This is a genomic window from Sphingomonas sp. PP-CE-3A-406 (assembly GCF_003688625.1).
Lineage (GTDB): Bacteria > Pseudomonadota > Alphaproteobacteria > Sphingomonadales > Sphingomonadaceae > Sphingomonas.
In genome coordinates this window covers 814741-831759 of record NZ_RCWY01000001.1, presented here as the reverse complement: position 1 = coordinate 831759, position 17019 = coordinate 814741, and the positions used below count along the sequence as shown (strand labels likewise).

The following is a 17019-nucleotide window of genomic DNA, read 5'->3' as shown; positions in this document are numbered from 1 at the left end:
CCATGTTTGGTAAGCAATGACGCGGCGGTTTCGTTTGACAGCAGACGGGGCCGCCGCATTATTGCGCGCTGAGTGCGGTCGCGAGTCCATCGTGGCTGATTCGAGTTTTTTCCGGGGGATTATATGAACAAGCAGGAGCTGATCGCGACGGTTGCCGACACGTCCGGGCTGGTGAAGGCCGACGCGGTCAAGGCGGTCGAGGCGGTGTTCGACGCGATCGAGGCATCGCTCAAGAAGGGCGACGAGGTTCGCCTGGTCGGTTTCGGCACGTTCTCGATCTCGAAGCGCAAGGCCTCGACCGGCCGCAATCCCCGGACCGGCGAGCCGATGACGATCAAGGCGTCGACCCAGCCGAAGTTCAAGGCCGGCAAGGGCCTGAAGGACGCGGTCAACTAGGACCGGTGTCGATAGGGCTGGACAGGTGGACGGGGTCTGCCTAAAGGCCCGCTTCCGAACGAGTTTCGGGCGCGTAGCTCAGTGGTAGAGCACACCCTTCACACGGGTGGGGTCGCTGGTTCAATCCCAGCCGCGCCCACCAGATTTACGCCGGTTCCTTCGCACGAAGGGGCCGGCGTTGCTGTTTTTGGCGTGGGTCGGGGCTGCGTAATCACGCAGCACGCGCCATTAACCCTCGTCCGTCATCCTGACGAAAGTCAGGACCCAGAGCCACGCAGTACAACGTCCGTTACCCTGGATCCTGACTTTCGTCAGGATGACGGGGTGGTTTGCGTGTCGGGGCATCCGGCGGAGATCACTCCTCCGCGCACCATGACAGATTGTTCATTAGGCTGGTTCGTTCGATCGAACTAAACGCCCTCCGTGGTCCAGTCCCGACTCCTCGACATCGCGATCAGCGAATTCGGCACCAAAGGGCTGGAGGGAGCGAGTACGCGTGGGATCGCCGCCGCGGCGGGCACCGCGATGTCCTCAATCACCTATCACTACGGCGGCAAGGAGGGTTTGTACCTCGCCGCCGCCGACCGGATCGCCGAGCGCATGTCCGCCGTGATGGGCGACCCGTCCGAGCTGTCGCACGACGTCGCAGCGGACGATGCCAGCGAAGCCCGCGCCCAGATTCACCGCATCTTCGGCCGGCTCGCGGACAAGATGGCGAGCAACGAGAGCGCCGACTGGACGCTGTTCGTGCTCCGCGAGCAGATGAATCCGAGCGAGGCGTTCGAGCGCATCTATGGCGGCGTGATGGGTCAGATGGTGCGCAGACTGAGCGACCTCGTCTGCATCGCCACCGGTTGTGCCGAGATCCGCACCGGCCGGATCGCGACGATCACCTTGATGGGACAGGTCATCACGCTGCGGGCGAACCGCGCGACCTGCCTCAAACTGCTCGAGCGCGACACGCTCGAACCCAACGACATCCTCGATATCAAGGCGCGGATCGACGCCAATATCGACGCCATTCTCGATTCGATGCGTGCTGAAGAACAGGGCCAGGCATGACCGACCAAACGAACCACTCCGATAACGACCATGACGATGAGGATCGGAAGCCCGATCCGAACGGCGAGGACCAGCAGTCCGATACCGACCAGCAGGACGGGTCTGAGGACGACAAGAAGCCGTCGGTGTTCAAGAAGCCGCTGTTCTGGATCATCCTCGTCATCGTCGTCGGCGGACTGATCATCGGCGGCGTGCTCTATTGGCTGCATGCGCGCCAGTTCGAGTCGACCGACGACGCGTTCGTCGACACGCACATCGTCCGCCTTGCGCCACAAGTCGCGGGCACGCTGGTGCAGGTCGCCGATATCGACAACCGGCACGTGGAGGCCGGTCGCCTGCTCGCGGTGATCAAGTCGTCGGGCCGCCATGCGCAGGTCGTCGAGGCGCAGGCGAACGAATCGCAGGCGCGCGCTCAGTTCGCGCAGGCGCAGGCGCAGGTCACCGCTGCCGAAGCGCAACGTCAGCAGGCAGCCGCACAGGCGCGCGTGCCTATGGCCGCTGCGGTAAAGGCGCAGCAGGACCTCGCGCGTTACGAGGCGTTGCTGCGGCTCGATCCGAGCGCGGTCGCCGGCCAGCAGCTCGATCAGGCGCACGCCACCGCTCGCCAGACCGCCGCTGACGCCGCCGCCGCGCGCGAACAGATCGACACCGCCACCGCACAGATCAGCGTCGCCAGGAAGCAGGTCGGCGCGGCCAAGTCGGTGATCGACGCCCGCCGCGCGCAGGTCGATCAGGCGAACGTCACGATCGGCGATCTCCGCGTGACCGCGCCGGTCGCAGGGCAGGTCGTCAACCGCTCGGTCAATGTCGGCTCGTATGTCGCGCCCGGCACGCAGCTGATGGCGATCGTTCCCGACACAATGTGGGTGACCGCGAACTTCAAGGAAACGCAGCTTACCCTGATGCGGATCGGCCAGCCCGTCGACATCCACGTCGACGCGTATCCCGGCGTCGACTTCAAGGGCCATGTCGACTCGATCCAGCGCGGCGCCGGCCAGGCGTTCGCCCTGCTGCCCCCGCAGAACGCGACCGGCAACTATGTGAAGGTGGTCCAGCGCGTCCCCGTGCGGATCGTGTTCGACGCGAAGAACGGCCCCGACCCGAAGCGCTATCCGATCGGCCCCGGCATGTCGGTGGTGCCGACCGTCAAGGTCCGCTGAGGTGGCGAAAGCTCCTGCGAAAGTCGATGCGGGGGGCGGTCATACCTGGTCGCCGAGCCGGTCGGCGGCGGGCAAGTACAGCCCGTGGCTGATCGTCGCGATCATCTCGATCCCGACCTTCATGGAGGTGCTCGACACCTCGATCGCCAACGTCGCGCTCGATCATATCTCGGGCGGTCTGTCGATCACCACCGATCAGGCGACGTGGGTGCTGACCAGCTACCTCGTCGCCAACGCGATCGTTATCCCGATCTCGGGCTGGCTGTCGGACGCGATCGGGCGGAAGCGCTATTTCCTCCTCTCGATCGCGTTGTTCACGCTCGCCTCGCTGCTGTGCGGCCTCGCGCCGAACATCGGCACCCTCGTCGTCGCCCGCGTCTTACAAGGCATCGGCGGCGGCGGATTGGCACCAGTCGAACAGTCGATCCTCGCCGACACCTTCCCGCCGAAACAACGCGGGATGGCGTTCGCCGCCTTCGCGATCGTCGTCGTCGTCGGCCCCGTCCTCGGGCCAACGCTCGGCGGCTACATCGTCGAATATTCGAGCTGGCACTGGGTGTTCCTGATCAACGTGCCGGTCGGCATCGCCGCGTGGTTCCTGGTCGAGACGTTCGTCGACGAGCCCGATCAGGTGAAGAAGGACCGCGACGAGCGGTTCAAGAACGGCCTGACGATCGACTATGTCGGCGTCGCCTTGGTGGCGCTGGGGCTTGGCTTCCTCGAACTCACCTTCGATCGCGGCGAGCGTGAGGATTGGTTCGCGAGCGGCTTCATCGTCATGTCGGCGATCATCGCCGCGGTGTCGCTGGTCACGCTGGTCGTCTGGGAGCTCAACCACAAGGACCCGGTAATCGACCTCAAGCTGATGAAGAACCGCAACTTCGCGCTGACGATCGGCGTGATGGGCGTCACCGGCATGATCCTGTTCGGCACCACGCAGCTCATTCCGCAGATGCTGCAACAGGTGCTTGGCTACAGTTCGCTCGACGCGGGTCTGGCACTGACAGCGGGCGGTCTCGCGACGCTCGTCATGGTGCCGTTCGCAGGGCGATTGAGTGGGCTGGTCGACGTCCGCTTCCTGTTGTTCCCGGCGTTGCTGGTGCAGGCGTTCGCGCTGTGGAACATGAGCCACCTGACCGCCGACATCGCGTTCTCCGACGCGGCGTTCGCGCGGCTGTTCCAGGCGATGGCGCTGCCGTTCCTGTTCGTGCCGATCAACGCGATCGCCTATGTCGGGCTCAAGCAGACGCAGACCGCGCAGGCATCAAGCCTGCTCAACGTCTCGCGCAACCTCGGCGGGACGATCGGCATCTGCTTCGCGCAGACTCAGCTTGCAGGCGGGTTGCAGCGTCACCAGTCGGAACTGACGCAGACGCTCAATCCGCTCGATCCGAATTATAACGACTGGATGCAGAAGGCGACGAGCGTGTTCGGCGGGCAGGGCGATGCGACGACGCCTTTGGCCGTGCTTTACAGCCAGATGCAGCGGCAGGCGACGATGCTCGCGTTCCTCGATGTGTTCCGCGCGATGATGGTGGTCGTGCTGTGCGTCACGCCACTGGTTCTATTCATGCGCTCCGGCAAGACCGGCGGCGCACCCTCGGGAGGGATGCATTGATGCGTGCGCGGTTCATGGTGGTTGCGGTTGCGGCCCTGCTCGCGGGGTGCACCGTCGGCCCGAATTACACGCCGCCGGAGATGGCGGTGCCGCCGGCGTTCGTCGGTCCGCAGGCTAGCGTTGGTACTTCGGTCGACCCGGCGCGCTGGTGGTCGGCGTTCGGTGATCCGCAACTGGACCGCCTCGTCGAGCGCGCGCTGAAGGGCAATCCCGACATCGCGATCGCCGCCTCGCGCGTTCGGCAGGCGCGGTTGCAGGAGATCGTCGCGCGCGCGCAAGGATTGCCGAGCGTCAACGCGAGCGCCAGCCCGAGCCATATCGAGTTCAGCAAGAATGCCGGCCTCTCGTCGATCGCGCGCGCGTTCAGCGGCGGCACGGGGGCAGGCGGCACCGGCTCGACCGGCGGCATCGCACTGCCCGGCAGCGGGATCACGACCTATTCCGTCGGCTTCGATGCGAGCTGGGAACTCGACCTGTTCGGCGGCGTCCGGCGCAGCACCGAGGGTGCGCGGGCACGCACCGAAGCGGCGGTCTGGTCGAAGCGCGACGCGGCGGTGACGCTCGCGGCGGAAGTCGCGCAGGCGTATTTCGCGCTGCGGCTCGACCAGGCGCAGATCGCGACGATCGAGGGCGAGATCGCCAACCAGCAACGTGCACTGACGATCGCGGGCAACATCGCGAAGGTCGGCCTCGTCCCGCCGATCGACGTCACCCGCCAGCGTGCTTCGATCACCTCGACGCAGGCGCGCGCCGAACCAGTCCGCGCCGATGTCGACGTCCGCATGCACGCACTGGCGATCCTGCTCGGCGAGCCGCCTGCGACATTGATGACCGAACTCGCCGCGCCCTCAGTCGCGCCGCTCGGTGTGCCGACGATCCCGGCGGGGTTGCCGTCCGAACTGTTGCGCCGTCGCCCCGACATTCGCGCGGCCGAACGCGATCTCGCTGCCTCGACGGCGGATATCGGCGTTGCGGTGGCGGACATGTATCCGAAGTTCAGCCTTACCGGCATGAGCCAGCTGATCTCGACCGCGCTCGGCAATCTGTTCTCGGGCGACAGCCTCCAGCTGACCGCGTCCGGTGCGGCGCAGTTTCCATTGCTCGACTGGGGCCGGCGCAAGGCGACCGTGAAGTCGCGCGAGGAGGACCGCCAGCAGGCGTATCTGCGCTATCGCTCGACGGTGTTGCAGGCGTTGCGCGATGTCGAGGATCCGCTCGCGCAGATCGCAGCCGAACGACGCCGGAACGCGGCTTTGCAGCGGGCGGTGGTCGATGCGCAGAGCAGCGCGAAGGCGGCGGAGTCGCAGTACCGGACCGGCTTCGTGGCGCAGACGACGCTGCTGAATGCGGAGACGGACGTGCTGAACGCGCGCGAACAACTGGTGTCGAGCGATGCGCAGTTGCGGCAGCTGACTGTTGCGTTGTTCAAGGCGCTTGGTGGGGGTTGGGAGCAGGCCGAGTAGGCGTCGTTACGTCCACTACCTGCACCTAGTGTGTTCTCCCGCGAAGGCGGGAGCCCCGTCTGGGCTCCCGCCTTCGCGGGAGAACAAGGTAACGGGGAAAGGTGCCTGCGAGTTACGACACCACCCCGGCGAAGGCCGGGGCCCAATTGGGAAACGTCGGTAACCTAGGTGTGCGCTTCATCACTGCGACCTTGCCAATTGGGCTCCGGCCTTCGCCGGGGTGGTAGTCTTTTTGGGCAGGTGCTTTCAGCGAGCAGCCGTTGATTCAAAAAAACAAGGGCGGCCACAGAGCCGCCCCAAAATCACTTCTTTTTGTTCTTCCGCGCCGCATACTTGGCGTCACGAATCGCCTTCTTCTCAGCGTCGGTCAATTCGACCTTAGCCTCCGCCTCGCGCTTCTTCGCAGCAGCAGCCTCGGCTTCAGCCTTCTTCGCAGCCTTGGCCTCGTCCTCGGCAGCACGCTTCGCAGCGCGCTTCTCGCGCTCGGCCAATTCCTTGGCCTCGCGCGCGGCAAGGCGCTCTGCGACGACCGCTTCGTCGATCGGCGGCTTGGCACGGAGCGCTTCGAGCGCCTTCTGCTTGGCGGCGGCTGCGCTGCTCGTGCGGTCCTGGAAACTGGGGTCCTTGAAAGAGGCCATTGTCGTCGAATAATCCTGTAATGAAGGTCTGACCGCTCGGACGCAGGGTTGCGCGAGCGGTGACACTGGCAGCGCCTGTAAATCATCGCGCGCCGGATCGGAAGAGATGTGTTCGATAGCGCAGTTTTCAACCCCGTAGGGCGGCAGCATTCCTATCGACCGTCATCGAACCGTCACATCACAGTCATGCAAGCGTAACCCAAATCGCATCGCAGCGTCATCTGGTCAGCCTAACCGCCATGTCACGGTCGGCAGGGGGGAGCCTGGGTCGATCCGAACAATCAACGGTACGACTCGGGAGTCCTTCGCATGACCAGCTTTACTCGCCTCGGCACGATCCTGCTGACCGGCACGGCCTGCCTCGCACTCACCGCATGCGGTGGGGCCGACGACGTCGCTTCGCCGGGCGCAGGCACGGTGATCATCACGCCGCCCGCTACGCCGACGCCGACGCCTGCCACCCCGACGCCCACGCCGACGGCGATTACCGCCGCGCAGTTCGCCTCGACCTCGGGCGGCCGCTCGGACGGCACGATCACGATCAGCGCCGACGAGCAGCTTGCGATCGTCAACGCTGGCACCAACAACAACGTCAGCGGCACCAACGTCCTGACCGGCGTGTACCCGACCGCCGCGACGTCCGCCACGACCGCGACCGACCCGTCGTCGATCAACCCGTTCTTCACCAGCACCAACTTCGTCGGCGCGCTGAACGGTCCGACCGACACCGCGTTCCAGGGCTGGACCTGCAACTCGACCTCGGCACAGTTCGGCGGCACCACCACCGCTAGCTGCACCGCGGTTCCCGCTGTCGGCACTGGCGGTTCGGCCGCAGCATGCCCGACCGGCACGATCGACGACGGCCTGGTCCAGACGTTCCGCGCCTGCCGCCTGCCGACCGTGATCTCGTCCAGCCTGACGCTGCCGAAGATCGCCGGCGTGTTCTATCGCCTGCGCGGCCAGACCGAAGTCGGTGCCGATGTCGGTACGACCGGTGCGGATACCGGCGTGACGCTGACGATCGCGCCGGGCGTCGTCGTCGCGGCGGACTCGACCGAAGTCACCGCCGACCTCCTGCTCGTCAACCGCGGGTCGAAGATCAGCGCCGTTGGCACGCGCGATGCGCCGATCATCTTCACGTCGCAGCAGAACCTGACCGCCAACGGCGTCAGCGATGCGACGCAGGGCCAGTGGGGCGGGATCATCCTGCTCGGCCGCGCCCCCGTCGCGGTTTGCGCCACCGGCACCGGTCCGAACAACGCGGGCGGCACCAGCACGACCTGCCAGCAGGCGATCGAAGGCGTCACCGGGCGCTTCTACGGTGGCCCGACCGCCGCGGACAACAGCGGCACGATGCAGTATGTCCAGATCCGCTACAGCGGCATCGCGATCAGCGACGGCAACGAGCTTCAGGGCCTGACGCTGGGCGGCACCGGTTCGGGCACGACGATCGATCACGTCCAGAGCCACAATTCGTCCGATGACGGCATCGAGATCTTCGGCGGCACCACGAACATCAAGTATTTCGCGGTCACCGGCGCGGACGACGACGGCTACGATATCGACAACGGCTATCGCGGCTTCATGCAGTTCATCATCGCCGCACAGCGTCTGCTGGGTGCGACCGCCGACTCGTTCTCGACCGAGATCGACTCGAACGGTGCCGAGGATCTGTTGCCCCGTACCTTCGGTCAGTATTCGAACTTCACGTTCCTGCAGACCGCACTTGCACCGGCAGCGATCCGCCAGCGTGGCGGGTCGGACATGCGCTTCATCAACGGCATCGTGAAGACGCCGGCGACCGTCGCCTGCCTCAACCTGATCGCGCAGGAAACCAGCCAGGCCGATCGCTCGACGATCCGCGCGGCCGATGCGGCGAAGCAGGACGTCGGCCCGCCGATCTTCACCTCGGTCTACTTCAACTGCAACGGCCGGTAAGCCTCCGGTCGGCTCTCCGCAGTCGATGATGTGAGCAGCGATGCCGGGGTGGTTCCAAAGACCGCCCCGGCATTCGCCCATAGACCCCTGATCTGGATATTCGGCCATGCAAACGCGCTTCGGCTATGCCACCTTACTTCTCCTGACCTCGCAGCTGGTCGCGCCCGCGGTGCTGGCCCAAACTGGTGGCGCCGCACCGGCGCCCGCCGCATCGCCACCCGCCTCGACCACGCCGACGGGGCCTACCTCGACGCCGGTGGACACGTCTGCGCCACAGGCTGCAGGTGCACAGGCCGCAGGTGCACAGGCCGAAGTGTCGACGCCTGGCTATGATCCCAATGGCGGCGAGGACATCGTCGTCGTCGGCCGCAACATCCCGAATTTCGTCCGTGCGACGCCGCAGGTCGTATCGGTCCTGTCGACCGAGGACATCGCCCGCACCGGCGAAGGCGACATCGCCGGCGCCTTGTCGCGCGTTACCGGTCTCAGCATCGTCGGCAACGGCTTCGTCTATGTCCGCGGCCTTGGCGATCGCTACTCGTCGTCGCTGCTGAACGGTTCGCCCTTGCCGAGCCCCGAGCCGCTACGCCGTTCGGTCCCGCTCGACATCTTCCCGACCACGATCGTCGGGTCCGCACTGGTCCAGAAGACCTATTCGGTGAACTATCCCGGCGAATTCGGCGGCGGCGTGATCAACCTCACGACCAAGACGATCCCGGACAAGAACTTCCTGTCGTTCGGCGGCTCGGTTTCGGCCGACACCGCGACGACCAGCGAGCTCGGCTACACCTATTATGGTGGTGATAAGGACTGGATCGGCTACGACGACGGCACCCGCAAGGTGCCGAGCTTCATCAAGGATGCGCCAAAGGGCAACGGCAACATTTCCGCCGCGCAGGCCGCCACGCTCAGCAACGCCTCGACCTCGCTGCTCCAGCGCAACAATCAGCTTCCCGCCAATTTCTCGGGCGAGATCAGCGGCGGTACGGTGTTCGACATCGGCTCCGGCCGGCTCGGCGTCATCGCATCGGTCAGCGCGAGCAACACCTTCCGCACCCGCAACATCACGCAGCAGGATTCGGTCACGCCCGAGGGTTTGCTGCGCAACGATTTCCAGACGCTGCTGACCGACAACCGGATGGTAGCCAACGGACTGCTCGGCATCGGCTACGAGTTCGGCGAGAACAGCGTCAAGCTCACCAACGTCTACATCCACGATACGCTCAAGCAGGCGCGCGGATCGGCGGCGACCACCTACAACAACTCGAGCGGTCTGCGCTTCCAGCAGAATACCAACTGGTTCGAACGCCAGTTGTTCGAGACCCAGCTGGTCGGCGCGTTCAAGCCGGTGGACGCGCTGACGCTCGACGTCCGCGGCGCGTACGCAAATTCGAAGCGCAACGCGCCGTACGAGCGGCAGTTCGATTACCTCTGCTCGAACACCACCACGACGGGTCTGCCGATCACCGTGCAGGATCCGAACGGCACCGGGGGCGCGCAGTGCAACGGCGCCTATCAGGTGACCCAGCGCTTCTCGCCGTTCGCGTCGATCATCTTCAGCGAACTGAAGGAGGACCTCTACAGCGGGCAGGCCGATCTGGCCTACAAGCTGTCGACCGCGCGGCCGGTGACGCTTTCGACCGGTTATTTCTATTCGGATACGAAACGCACGTCGTCGCGCCTTCAGTTCAATTACCAGACGCCGCGCGGTGGTGGCACGGCGCCGGGCTATCCCTACAATCTGCTGCGGCCGGACTATCTGCTCGCGATCGATACGAACGATCCGAACAACTCGCTGGAGCTGCAGTTCAACACCCCGCTCGGCGCGTACCAGTATGACGCGTCGCTGCGCATTCATGCAGGCTATGTCCAGGCCGAAGCCGAGGTCGCCGACGGTATCCGCGGGACGATCGGCGTCCGCTACGAGACGGCGGACGAGCGGGTGACCCCGATCGATTCCGCGACGACGCGCCTGAAGAACGACTATTTCCTGCCGGCTACCACGCTGACCTGGAATTTCGCGCCCGACATGCAATTTCGCGTCAGTGGATCGAAGACGATCTCGCGCCCGCAGTTCCGCGAGCTTGCGCCACAGCAGTTCCGCGATCCCGAATCGGATCGCCTGTTCTTCGGTAACCCGCTGTTGCAGGATACCAAGCTGTACAATCTCGATGCGCGGTACGAGTGGTTCTTCGCGCGGGACCAGCGCTTCACGCTCGGTGCGTTCTACAAGCAGATCGACAAGCCGATCGAGCAGGTCGGTTTCTACACCGGTGCCGACGATCGTCTCCAGACCGGCTTCACCAATCTGCCCAAGGCCAAGCTGTACGGCGGCGAGGTCGAGTTCCAGAAATACGTCCCGCTCGACACGCTCGGCAGCGATTTCTTCGCGACGCGCCGCCTGCTGTTCATCGCCAATTACACCTATACGAACTCGTCGATCACGGTGGACGACACCTGCGTGCCGAACGTGGTCGACCAGACCACGAAGGTCGCGGGGTGCGATATCGGGTTTGCGCCCGCGACGGGCAATTTCCGTGACGGCGCGCCGCTCACCGGTCAGTCGGATCACTTGGTCAACGTCCAGCTTGGACTGGAGGATACCAAGCGGCTGTCGCAGATCACGCTGCTGTTCAATTATGCCAGCGACCGCGTGACGAACCGCGGCCCGTCCAACCTCGGCGGCGCGGGCTTCCTGCCCGACATCATCGAAAGGCCCGGCATCCGCCTCGATCTCGTCGCGCGCCAGGGCATCGAACTGCGCGGTGCCAAATTCGAGGTGAAGGCCGAGGCGCGCAACCTCACCAAGACGCGGTTCAGCGAAGGCCAGACGTTCGAGAATGGCAACAAGGTGTACATCAACCGGTATAATCTGGGGCAGGTGTTCACGCTGGGTATCAGCACGACGTTCTGAGGCGGACTGACGGCGGGTGACCGCCAGTCGGTAACTACCTCCCCGGCGAAGGCCGGGGCCCAATTGGAAAGCGCCGAGTAACGTAGCGCGACCTCGGTTAGCAACGCTGCCCAATTGGGCCCCGGCCTTCGCCGGGGAGGTGCTTAACTTTTCAGACGAGATCGAGATCGCTCGGCACGTCCGCTTGCCCCTGATCTGACCGGCTAAGCCTTACTCAGCTCAGCCTAGCCCCATGCCTTCTCGCGAAACCATTTGGTGATCACATACTTGACCCCCGACCGTACCTTCATCCCGTGATGCAGCGTCGCAGGGTTGAGGCTGCCATCCGCTCGCCGGTTGTTCCACGCGAGCAGCTTGCCCGTCTCCGGCTGGACGATCTTGTCGATCGCCTTGAAGCGCGTCGCGCCGCCCGCGTCTGGCCGGTTCAGGTAGATCATGACGGTCCACGTCCTGTTCCCCGCGACGCCGCAATAGCGCGTATAGTCCACCCCGTTCGGCTCGAAATAATCGGTATGCCCCTTGAACTCCTGGCCGACCGCATAGCGTTGGCCCTGCAGCGGCTCGCCGTGCACCGGGTCGAGTCCGGTCAGCGCCGCGATCCGGTGCTCGACGTCGATCGCCACCGGATCAAGCGGCGAAAGATCGCCCGTCTCACTCGTCCGATAGCTCGCATCACCGTTCGAATCGGAAATCGTCGAGGGGCGTCGTACCGCGTCGATCCGCTCGATCAGCGCCGCGCACAGGTCGGGCGGCAGGAAGTCGCGCCGCACGAACAGGTCGAGCTTCGGGCTCGGTACGCGCTGCACGCCGGGCACGGACAGCCGCGCCAGGATCGCTGCGGGGGGCAGGCCGGAGCCACTGGACGGAGAAGTATCGGACATGCGCGTCTTCTGCCCATCGCCGACGCGATGCGCTACCCTGTCCGTCATCTCGGCGCGCCCGGCACCGGATTGCGCATATTCGGCGGGCAAGCCATTGACGCGGAATTGTAACATGGCATGCCTACGCGACGGGATGCGGGAAATTGGGGTGGGTCGCGGATGCGGTTGAAGCTGGACGCGCGGGCGCGCCGTATCTTGCGGCGTATGCCGGTGGTGAATGTCTATAGTGTCGTCGAACTCGCGCTGCTGGCCGGGCTGGCCACGCAGTGCGCCCGGCTGGCTTGGACGATCGTGATACCGATCACGCCGCTCGGCGACTGGCGCCCGGCTGCGCCGATGGTGGTCGGGTCACCCGCCGATATCCTGCGCGGGTTCGATCCGTTCTTCCGCCTTGGCGGCGCGGCGGGTGCGCCCGCCACCGTCACGTCGCTCCAGCTGACCCTGTTCGGCACGCGCATCGACGAGGCGATGGGCCGCAACTCCGCGATCATCGCCGGTCCCGACGGCCTCCAGCAAAGCGTCGCGGTCGGCGACGAGATCCAGCCCGGCGTACGCCTGAAGGCGGTCGCGTTCGATCATGTCACGATCGACCGCGGTGGCGCCGACGAAGACCTGTTCCTCGACCAGTCAGGCGCCGTCACCCCGGTCGTGCCCGGAGCGCCCCCCGGTGGCGCGGCATCCCCGGCGGTCGGCATCCCCGTCGCGCAGTTGCGGAGCGAGATCGGCTTCATCCCCCGCATCGACGGCGGCCGCATCAGCGGGCTCACCGTCCGGTCGCAGGGCTTGGGCAACGCGTTCCGGTCCGCCGGGCTCAAGGACGGCGACGTCGTCACCTCGATCGGCGGGCGGCCGGTTTCCGGCCCCGGCGATCTCGACCGCATCGCCAAGGATTTCGCGGGCGGCGGCAACGTCCCCATTACCGTAGAACGCGGCCAGGATACCCTGCCGCTCGCCATCACGATCGCGCCACCCCAATGAAAAAACTGTTTCTCGGTCCCGTCGTGGCGCTCGCACTCGCGGCCGGCGTTCATGCGCAGACCACGCTGAACGTCCGCGATGCCGACATCCGCGCGTTCATCGCCGACGCCGCCAAGGTCACCGGGCGCACGTTCATCATCGACAACCGCGTCGCCGGCAAGGTGACGGTGGTCACCGATCGCCCGCTGTCGCGCTCCGAATATTTCGAGATCTTCCTCTCGACGTTGCGCGCCAATGGCCTCGTCGCGGTGCCGACCTCGGGCGGCGCGTTCCGCGTCCAGCCGCTCGACAACGCCGCGTCGCAGCCGAGCAGGATTGGCGTCGCGGGTGCCGCACGCAACAGCTACGTCACCGAGATCATCCGCCTCCGCGCGATCGACGCGCAGTCCGCGGTCGAGACGGTTCGCCCGCTGGTCAGCGCGCAAGGCTCGGTCAGCGCGAACCGCGGCGGCAACAGCCTCGTCGTGGTCGATTTCGCCGACAACATCCGCCGCATCCGCGAAGTCCTTCGCCGGATCGACACCGACACATCCTCCACCCGCGTCGTCGCCCTCAAGAATGCGAGTGCCAAGGAGATCGCGACTGCGCTCCAGGGGCTGATCGGAACCGGCACTGGGGGCGGTCAAGGCGGGCAGGGCGGTGGTGCCGCCGCCGGTCCGAGCGCATCGGTCGTCGCGGTCGAGGGGTCGAACGCCGTCGCCCTGCGCGGCGATCCGACCACCGTCGCCCGCCTCGCGCAGGTCGCCGCCGACCTCGACCAGAAGGCGCGCAACGGTACCGAGATCAAGGTCGTCTTCCTTGAGAACGCCGACGCCGAGCAGTTGCTGCCGGTGCTCCAGGAGCTCGTCGGCCAGACTCCGACACAGCCCGTGCAGACCGCCTTGTCGCGCTCGAATTTCGGGTCGAGCAGCACCAACGGTGCGTCCGGCGGCCAGTCGAACTTCTCGCAACCACAGATCCCGCAGTCGGGCCCGTCTTCGAGCGGCGGGGGCGGCGGCTCCGGCCAAGCTGCGATCACCGCGGCAGGCGGCAAGACCGCCGCGGTTGTCACGCGCTTTGCCGGCGCCAACGCGATCGTCATCGCCGCGCCCGCCGAGATCCAGCGTCAGCTGAACGAGGTTGTTCGCCAACTCGACACGCGCCGCGAACAGGTGCTGGTCGAGGCGATCGTTGCCGAGGTCTCCGATTCGACCGCGAGGACGCTCGGTGCGCAGTTCATCGTCGGCGACCCGAGCGGTGGCGCGTTCGGCGCGTCGACCTTCTCGAACTCCGCGCCCAACATCCTCCAGATCGCCGGCGCGATCGGCGCACGCTCGATCGGTGGCAACGGCACGACGGTCGTCGCGCCCGATGGCACGCGCACCGAAACGAACACCCCCAATGCCGCGGCGGACGCGCTGCAGCAGTCGGCAATCGCGTCGATCCTCGCGGCCACCGGCGGCTTTGGCGGGTTTGGCGGCAAGATCGGCAGCACCTTCTTCGGCGCGATCATCAACGCGGTGAAGAGCGACACGACCTCGAACCTGCTCCAGGTCCCGCATCTCGTCACGCTCGACAACCAGGAGGCACACAGCCTCGTCGGGCAGGAAATCCCGATCACCACGGGGCAGGCGCTCAGCACCAATTTCGACAACGCGTTCCGCACCACGCAGCGCCAGAATGTCGGCATCGAGCTGACCGTCCGCCCGCAGGTGAACTCGAGTGGTACCGTGAAGCTCAACCTGCGCCTCGAAGTCAGTTCGATCGCCGGGCCGGTGTCGAGCGACAACAGCGACCTGATCCTCAACAAGCGCGAGGTCGAGACCGTCCGCACCGTCGACGACGGTCAGATCGCGGTGATTAGCGGCCTGCTCGACGACAACGAACGCCGCACGATCGAGAAGATCCCGCTGCTCGGCGACATCCCCGTGCTCGGCCATCTGTTCACGTCGAAGGCGAAACAGCGGTCGAAGACCAACCTGATGATCTTCATCCGCCCGACGATCCTGCGCACTGCCGAGGATAGCCGCAAGCTGACCGAGCAGCGCTATGGCTATGTCCGCCTGCAGCAGGGCCTGCAGGAGCCGGGCGCGGAGCCTTCGATCGACCAGCTCGTCCGCGACTACATGGGCGCAGCCCCGCCGATCCCGAGCGCACCGATCCCCGGCAACATCGAAGACCCGCGCATCGCGGTGCCGGTCCGCACCTCGACGATGGTCGTGCGACCCAAGAAATGATCATCCGCGAAGGCCACGAGATCGACGCTGCTTCTCCCCTTCCGCTTGCGGGAGGGGTCGGGGGAGGGCCTGCCTCGATCACGGGCGACGCGATCGAGGGGTATGTCATTCCCTCCCCCAACCCCTCCCGCGAGCGGGAGGGGAGCAGTGAACTCCCCCAGATCACCATCCCCTACGCCTTCGCCAGAAAGTTCGGCGTCGTAGTCGACCACACCGACACCGATTCCCACCTCACCATCGCGATGCGCGCCGGCGCCGATCCCAAAGTCCTGCTCGAACTCCGCCGCTACCTCGCCCGCCCGTTCGACGTAACCTTCGTCGAACAGATTGCCTTCGACCGACTCCTGTCGAACATCTACGCGATGGACGGCCAGGCCAACGCGCTTGCCGCAGTCGGCATGGGCGACGAACTCGACCTGCTCGCCGGTGACATGCCCACGGCGGAGGACCTGCTCGACACCGCCGACGATGCCCCCGCTATCCGTCTCATCAACGGCATCATCGCCGACGCCGCGCGTAACGGCGTGTCCGACATCCATATCGAGCCGTACGAGTCCGGCCTCGTCGTCCGCATGCGCATCGACGGCGTGCTGCGCGAAACGCTGCGGATGCCGCCCAACGTCGCGCCCGTGGTCGTCAGCCGCATCAAGGTGATGGCCCGCCTCGACATCGCCGAACGACGAGTGCCGCAGGACGGCCGCATGGGGCTGACACTCGGCGGCAAGCTGCTCGACGTCCGCGTCTCGACGCTGCCGTCGCGGGCAGGCGAGCGCGTGGTGCTGCGTATCCTCGACAAGGAGAACGCGGGCATCGACCTCGAAGCGCTCGGCCTGCCGCCTGCGCTGTTCGCGCTGCTCAACGAAGCGCTGAGCGAGCCCAACGGCATCATCCTCGTCACCGGGCCGACCGGCTCGGGCAAGACCACCTCGCTCTATGCCGCGCTCCGCCTGCTCAACGACGGCAGCCGCAACATCCTCACCGTCGAGGACCCGGTCGAGTACGCCGTCGACGGCGTCGGCCAGACCCAGGTGAACCCCAAGGTCGGCCTCACCTTCGCGGCAGGGCTGCGCGCGATCCTGCGCCAGGATCCCGACGTCGTGATGGTCGGCGAAATCCGCGACCGCGAGACCGCCGAGATCGCGGTGCAGGCATCGCTGACGGGCCATCTCGTGCTGTCGACAGTCCACACCAACGACGCGATCGGCGCGATCACCCGGATGCGCGACATGAAGGTCGAGAGCTTCCTGCTCGCCTCGACGCTGCGCGCGGTGATCGCCCAGCGCCTCGTCCGCCGGCTCTGCCCGAAGTGCCGCAAAGCCGTGCCCGCGTCGGACACGGTAGCCCCGTTGCTCGGCATCGCCCCGGATGCGATCGTCTACGTCGCGCAAGGCTGCGAAGACTGCAACCAGACCGGCTACAAGGGCCGCATCGGCGTCTTCGAAGCGGTTCGCATCGACGACACGATCCGCCGCCTGATTAACACCGACGGTCACGAATCGGAAATCACCGCGCACGCATTCGCGAAATCGCCAAACCTGGCACAGTCTGCCCGCGACCTAGTCCTCTCCGGCCAGACCACCGCCGAAGAAGCCGTCCGAGTATCCCGCCGCGACACCACGGAAGTCGTCGAGGATACAGCAGTTGCATAACGCCCTAAATATCCTCCCCGGAACGGGGAGGGGGACCAGCGAAGCTGGTGGAGGGGGTTCACCACGCTCGCATCACCGGCCGTACGCCGCCAGCAGCGCAACGCAG

12 protein-coding genes and 1 tRNA gene are annotated in these 17019 nt (G+C 66.0%); 11 read left to right on the top strand and 2 right to left on the bottom strand.

Features of this window, described 5'->3' with window-relative positions; genetic code table 11:
• Positions 1-123 precede the first annotated feature (123 nt).
• The 6 genes from C8J44_RS03605 (at position 124) to C8J44_RS03580 (ending at position 5699) form a co-directional block, all read left to right on the top strand.
• Positions 124-396: an HU family DNA-binding protein gene (locus C8J44_RS03605; RefSeq protein WP_056048186.1), complete on the top strand. Its 273-nt coding sequence runs from the start codon at positions 124-126 to the stop codon at positions 394-396.
• A 67-nt stretch (positions 397-463) separates the two neighbouring features.
• Positions 464-538, top strand: a tRNA-Val gene (locus C8J44_RS03600).
• A 281-nt stretch (positions 539-819) separates the two neighbouring features.
• Positions 820-1458: a CerR family C-terminal domain-containing protein gene (locus C8J44_RS03595; RefSeq protein ID WP_121903372.1), complete on the top strand. Its 639-nt coding sequence runs from the start codon at positions 820-822 to the stop codon at positions 1456-1458.
• The gene (locus tag C8J44_RS03590; protein WP_121903371.1) at positions 1455-2618 is read left to right on the top strand and encodes an HlyD family secretion protein; all 1164 of its coding nucleotides are present in this window, start codon (positions 1455-1457) and stop codon (positions 2616-2618) included. The genes C8J44_RS03595 and C8J44_RS03590 overlap by 4 nt, the downstream gene beginning before the upstream one ends.
• Position 2619: 1 nt before the next feature.
• Entirely contained in the window at positions 2620-4236 is a 1617-nt protein-coding gene (locus tag C8J44_RS03585; RefSeq protein ID WP_121903370.1) for a DHA2 family efflux MFS transporter permease subunit, read from the top strand.
• On the top strand, positions 4236-5699 hold the full coding sequence (locus C8J44_RS03580; RefSeq protein ID WP_121903369.1) for an efflux transporter outer membrane subunit: 1464 nt from the start codon (positions 4236-4238) through the stop codon (positions 5697-5699). The genes C8J44_RS03585 and C8J44_RS03580 overlap by 1 nt, the downstream gene beginning before the upstream one ends.
• A gap of 302 nt (positions 5700-6001) precedes the next feature.
• On the opposite strand, the gene C8J44_RS03575 is transcribed toward C8J44_RS03580, so the two are convergent.
• Positions 6002-6487: a DUF6481 family protein gene (locus C8J44_RS03575; RefSeq protein WP_310886149.1), complete on the bottom strand. Its 486-nt coding sequence runs from the start codon at positions 6485-6487 to the stop codon at positions 6002-6004.
• A 159-nt stretch (positions 6488-6646) separates the two neighbouring features.
• Here C8J44_RS03575 and C8J44_RS03570 point away from each other — a divergent pair, with 159 nt between their 5' ends.
• Positions 6647-8275: a hypothetical protein gene (locus C8J44_RS03570; protein WP_121903368.1), complete on the top strand. Its 1629-nt coding sequence runs from the start codon at positions 6647-6649 to the stop codon at positions 8273-8275.
• A 106-nt stretch (positions 8276-8381) separates the two neighbouring features.
• Positions 8382-11189 (top strand): TonB-dependent receptor domain-containing protein, encoded by a 2808-nt coding sequence (locus tag C8J44_RS03565; RefSeq protein ID WP_121903367.1) that lies wholly within the window; start codon positions 8382-8384, stop codon positions 11187-11189.
• Between the two features lie 224 nt (positions 11190-11413).
• Here the strand turns inward: C8J44_RS03565 and C8J44_RS03560 are convergent, their stop codons facing one another.
• Complete coding sequence (locus C8J44_RS03560; protein WP_056050327.1) at positions 11414-12070, bottom strand: 2OG-Fe(II) oxygenase; 657 nt, start codon at positions 12068-12070, stop codon at positions 11414-11416.
• A gap of 159 nt (positions 12071-12229) precedes the next feature.
• On the opposite strand from C8J44_RS03560, the gene C8J44_RS03555 reads away from it, so the two are divergent.
• The 3 genes from C8J44_RS03555 to C8J44_RS03545 are packed head-to-tail and all read left to right on the top strand — an operon-like array spanning position 12230 to position 16913.
• On the top strand, positions 12230-13048 hold the full coding sequence (locus C8J44_RS03555) for a type II secretion system protein N (protein WP_121903366.1): 819 nt from the start codon (positions 12230-12232) through the stop codon (positions 13046-13048).
• Positions 13045-15264 carry a type II secretion system secretin GspD gene (gene gspD, locus C8J44_RS03550; protein WP_121903365.1) on the top strand — a complete coding sequence of 740 codons (2220 nt, stop codon included), beginning with the start codon at positions 13045-13047 and terminating at the stop codon, positions 15262-15264. The genes C8J44_RS03555 and gspD overlap by 4 nt, the downstream gene beginning before the upstream one ends.
• The gene (locus C8J44_RS03545) at positions 15261-16913 is read left to right on the top strand and encodes a GspE/PulE family protein (protein WP_121903364.1); all 1653 of its coding nucleotides are present in this window, start codon (positions 15261-15263) and stop codon (positions 16911-16913) included. The genes gspD and C8J44_RS03545 overlap by 4 nt, the downstream gene beginning before the upstream one ends.
• Positions 16914-17019 lie beyond the last annotated feature (106 nt).

Coding starts and splice junctions, on each gene's coding strand:
- C8J44_RS03605 (WP_056048186.1), top strand. CDS start 124: ATGAACAAGCAGGAGCTGATCGCGACGGTTGCCGACACGTCCGGGCTG.
- C8J44_RS03590 (WP_121903371.1), top strand. CDS start 1,455: ATGACCGACCAAACGAACCACTCCGATAACGACCATGACGATGAGGAT.
- C8J44_RS03580 (WP_121903369.1), top strand. CDS start 4,236: ATGCGTGCGCGGTTCATGGTGGTTGCGGTTGCGGCCCTGCTCGCGGGG.
- C8J44_RS03575 (WP_310886149.1), bottom strand. CDS start 6,487: ATGCTGCCGCCCTACGGGGTTGAAAACTGCGCTATCGAACACATCTCT.
- C8J44_RS03570 (WP_121903368.1), top strand. CDS start 6,647: ATGACCAGCTTTACTCGCCTCGGCACGATCCTGCTGACCGGCACGGCC.
- C8J44_RS03565 (WP_121903367.1), top strand. CDS start 8,382: ATGCAAACGCGCTTCGGCTATGCCACCTTACTTCTCCTGACCTCGCAG.
- C8J44_RS03560 (WP_056050327.1), bottom strand. CDS start 12,070: ATGTCCGATACTTCTCCGTCCAGTGGCTCCGGCCTGCCCCCCGCAGCG.
- C8J44_RS03555 (WP_121903366.1), top strand. CDS start 12,230: ATGCGGTTGAAGCTGGACGCGCGGGCGCGCCGTATCTTGCGGCGTATG.
- gspD (WP_121903365.1), top strand. CDS start 13,045: ATGAAAAAACTGTTTCTCGGTCCCGTCGTGGCGCTCGCACTCGCGGCC.
- C8J44_RS03545 (WP_121903364.1), top strand. CDS start 15,261: ATGATCATCCGCGAAGGCCACGAGATCGACGCTGCTTCTCCCCTTCCG.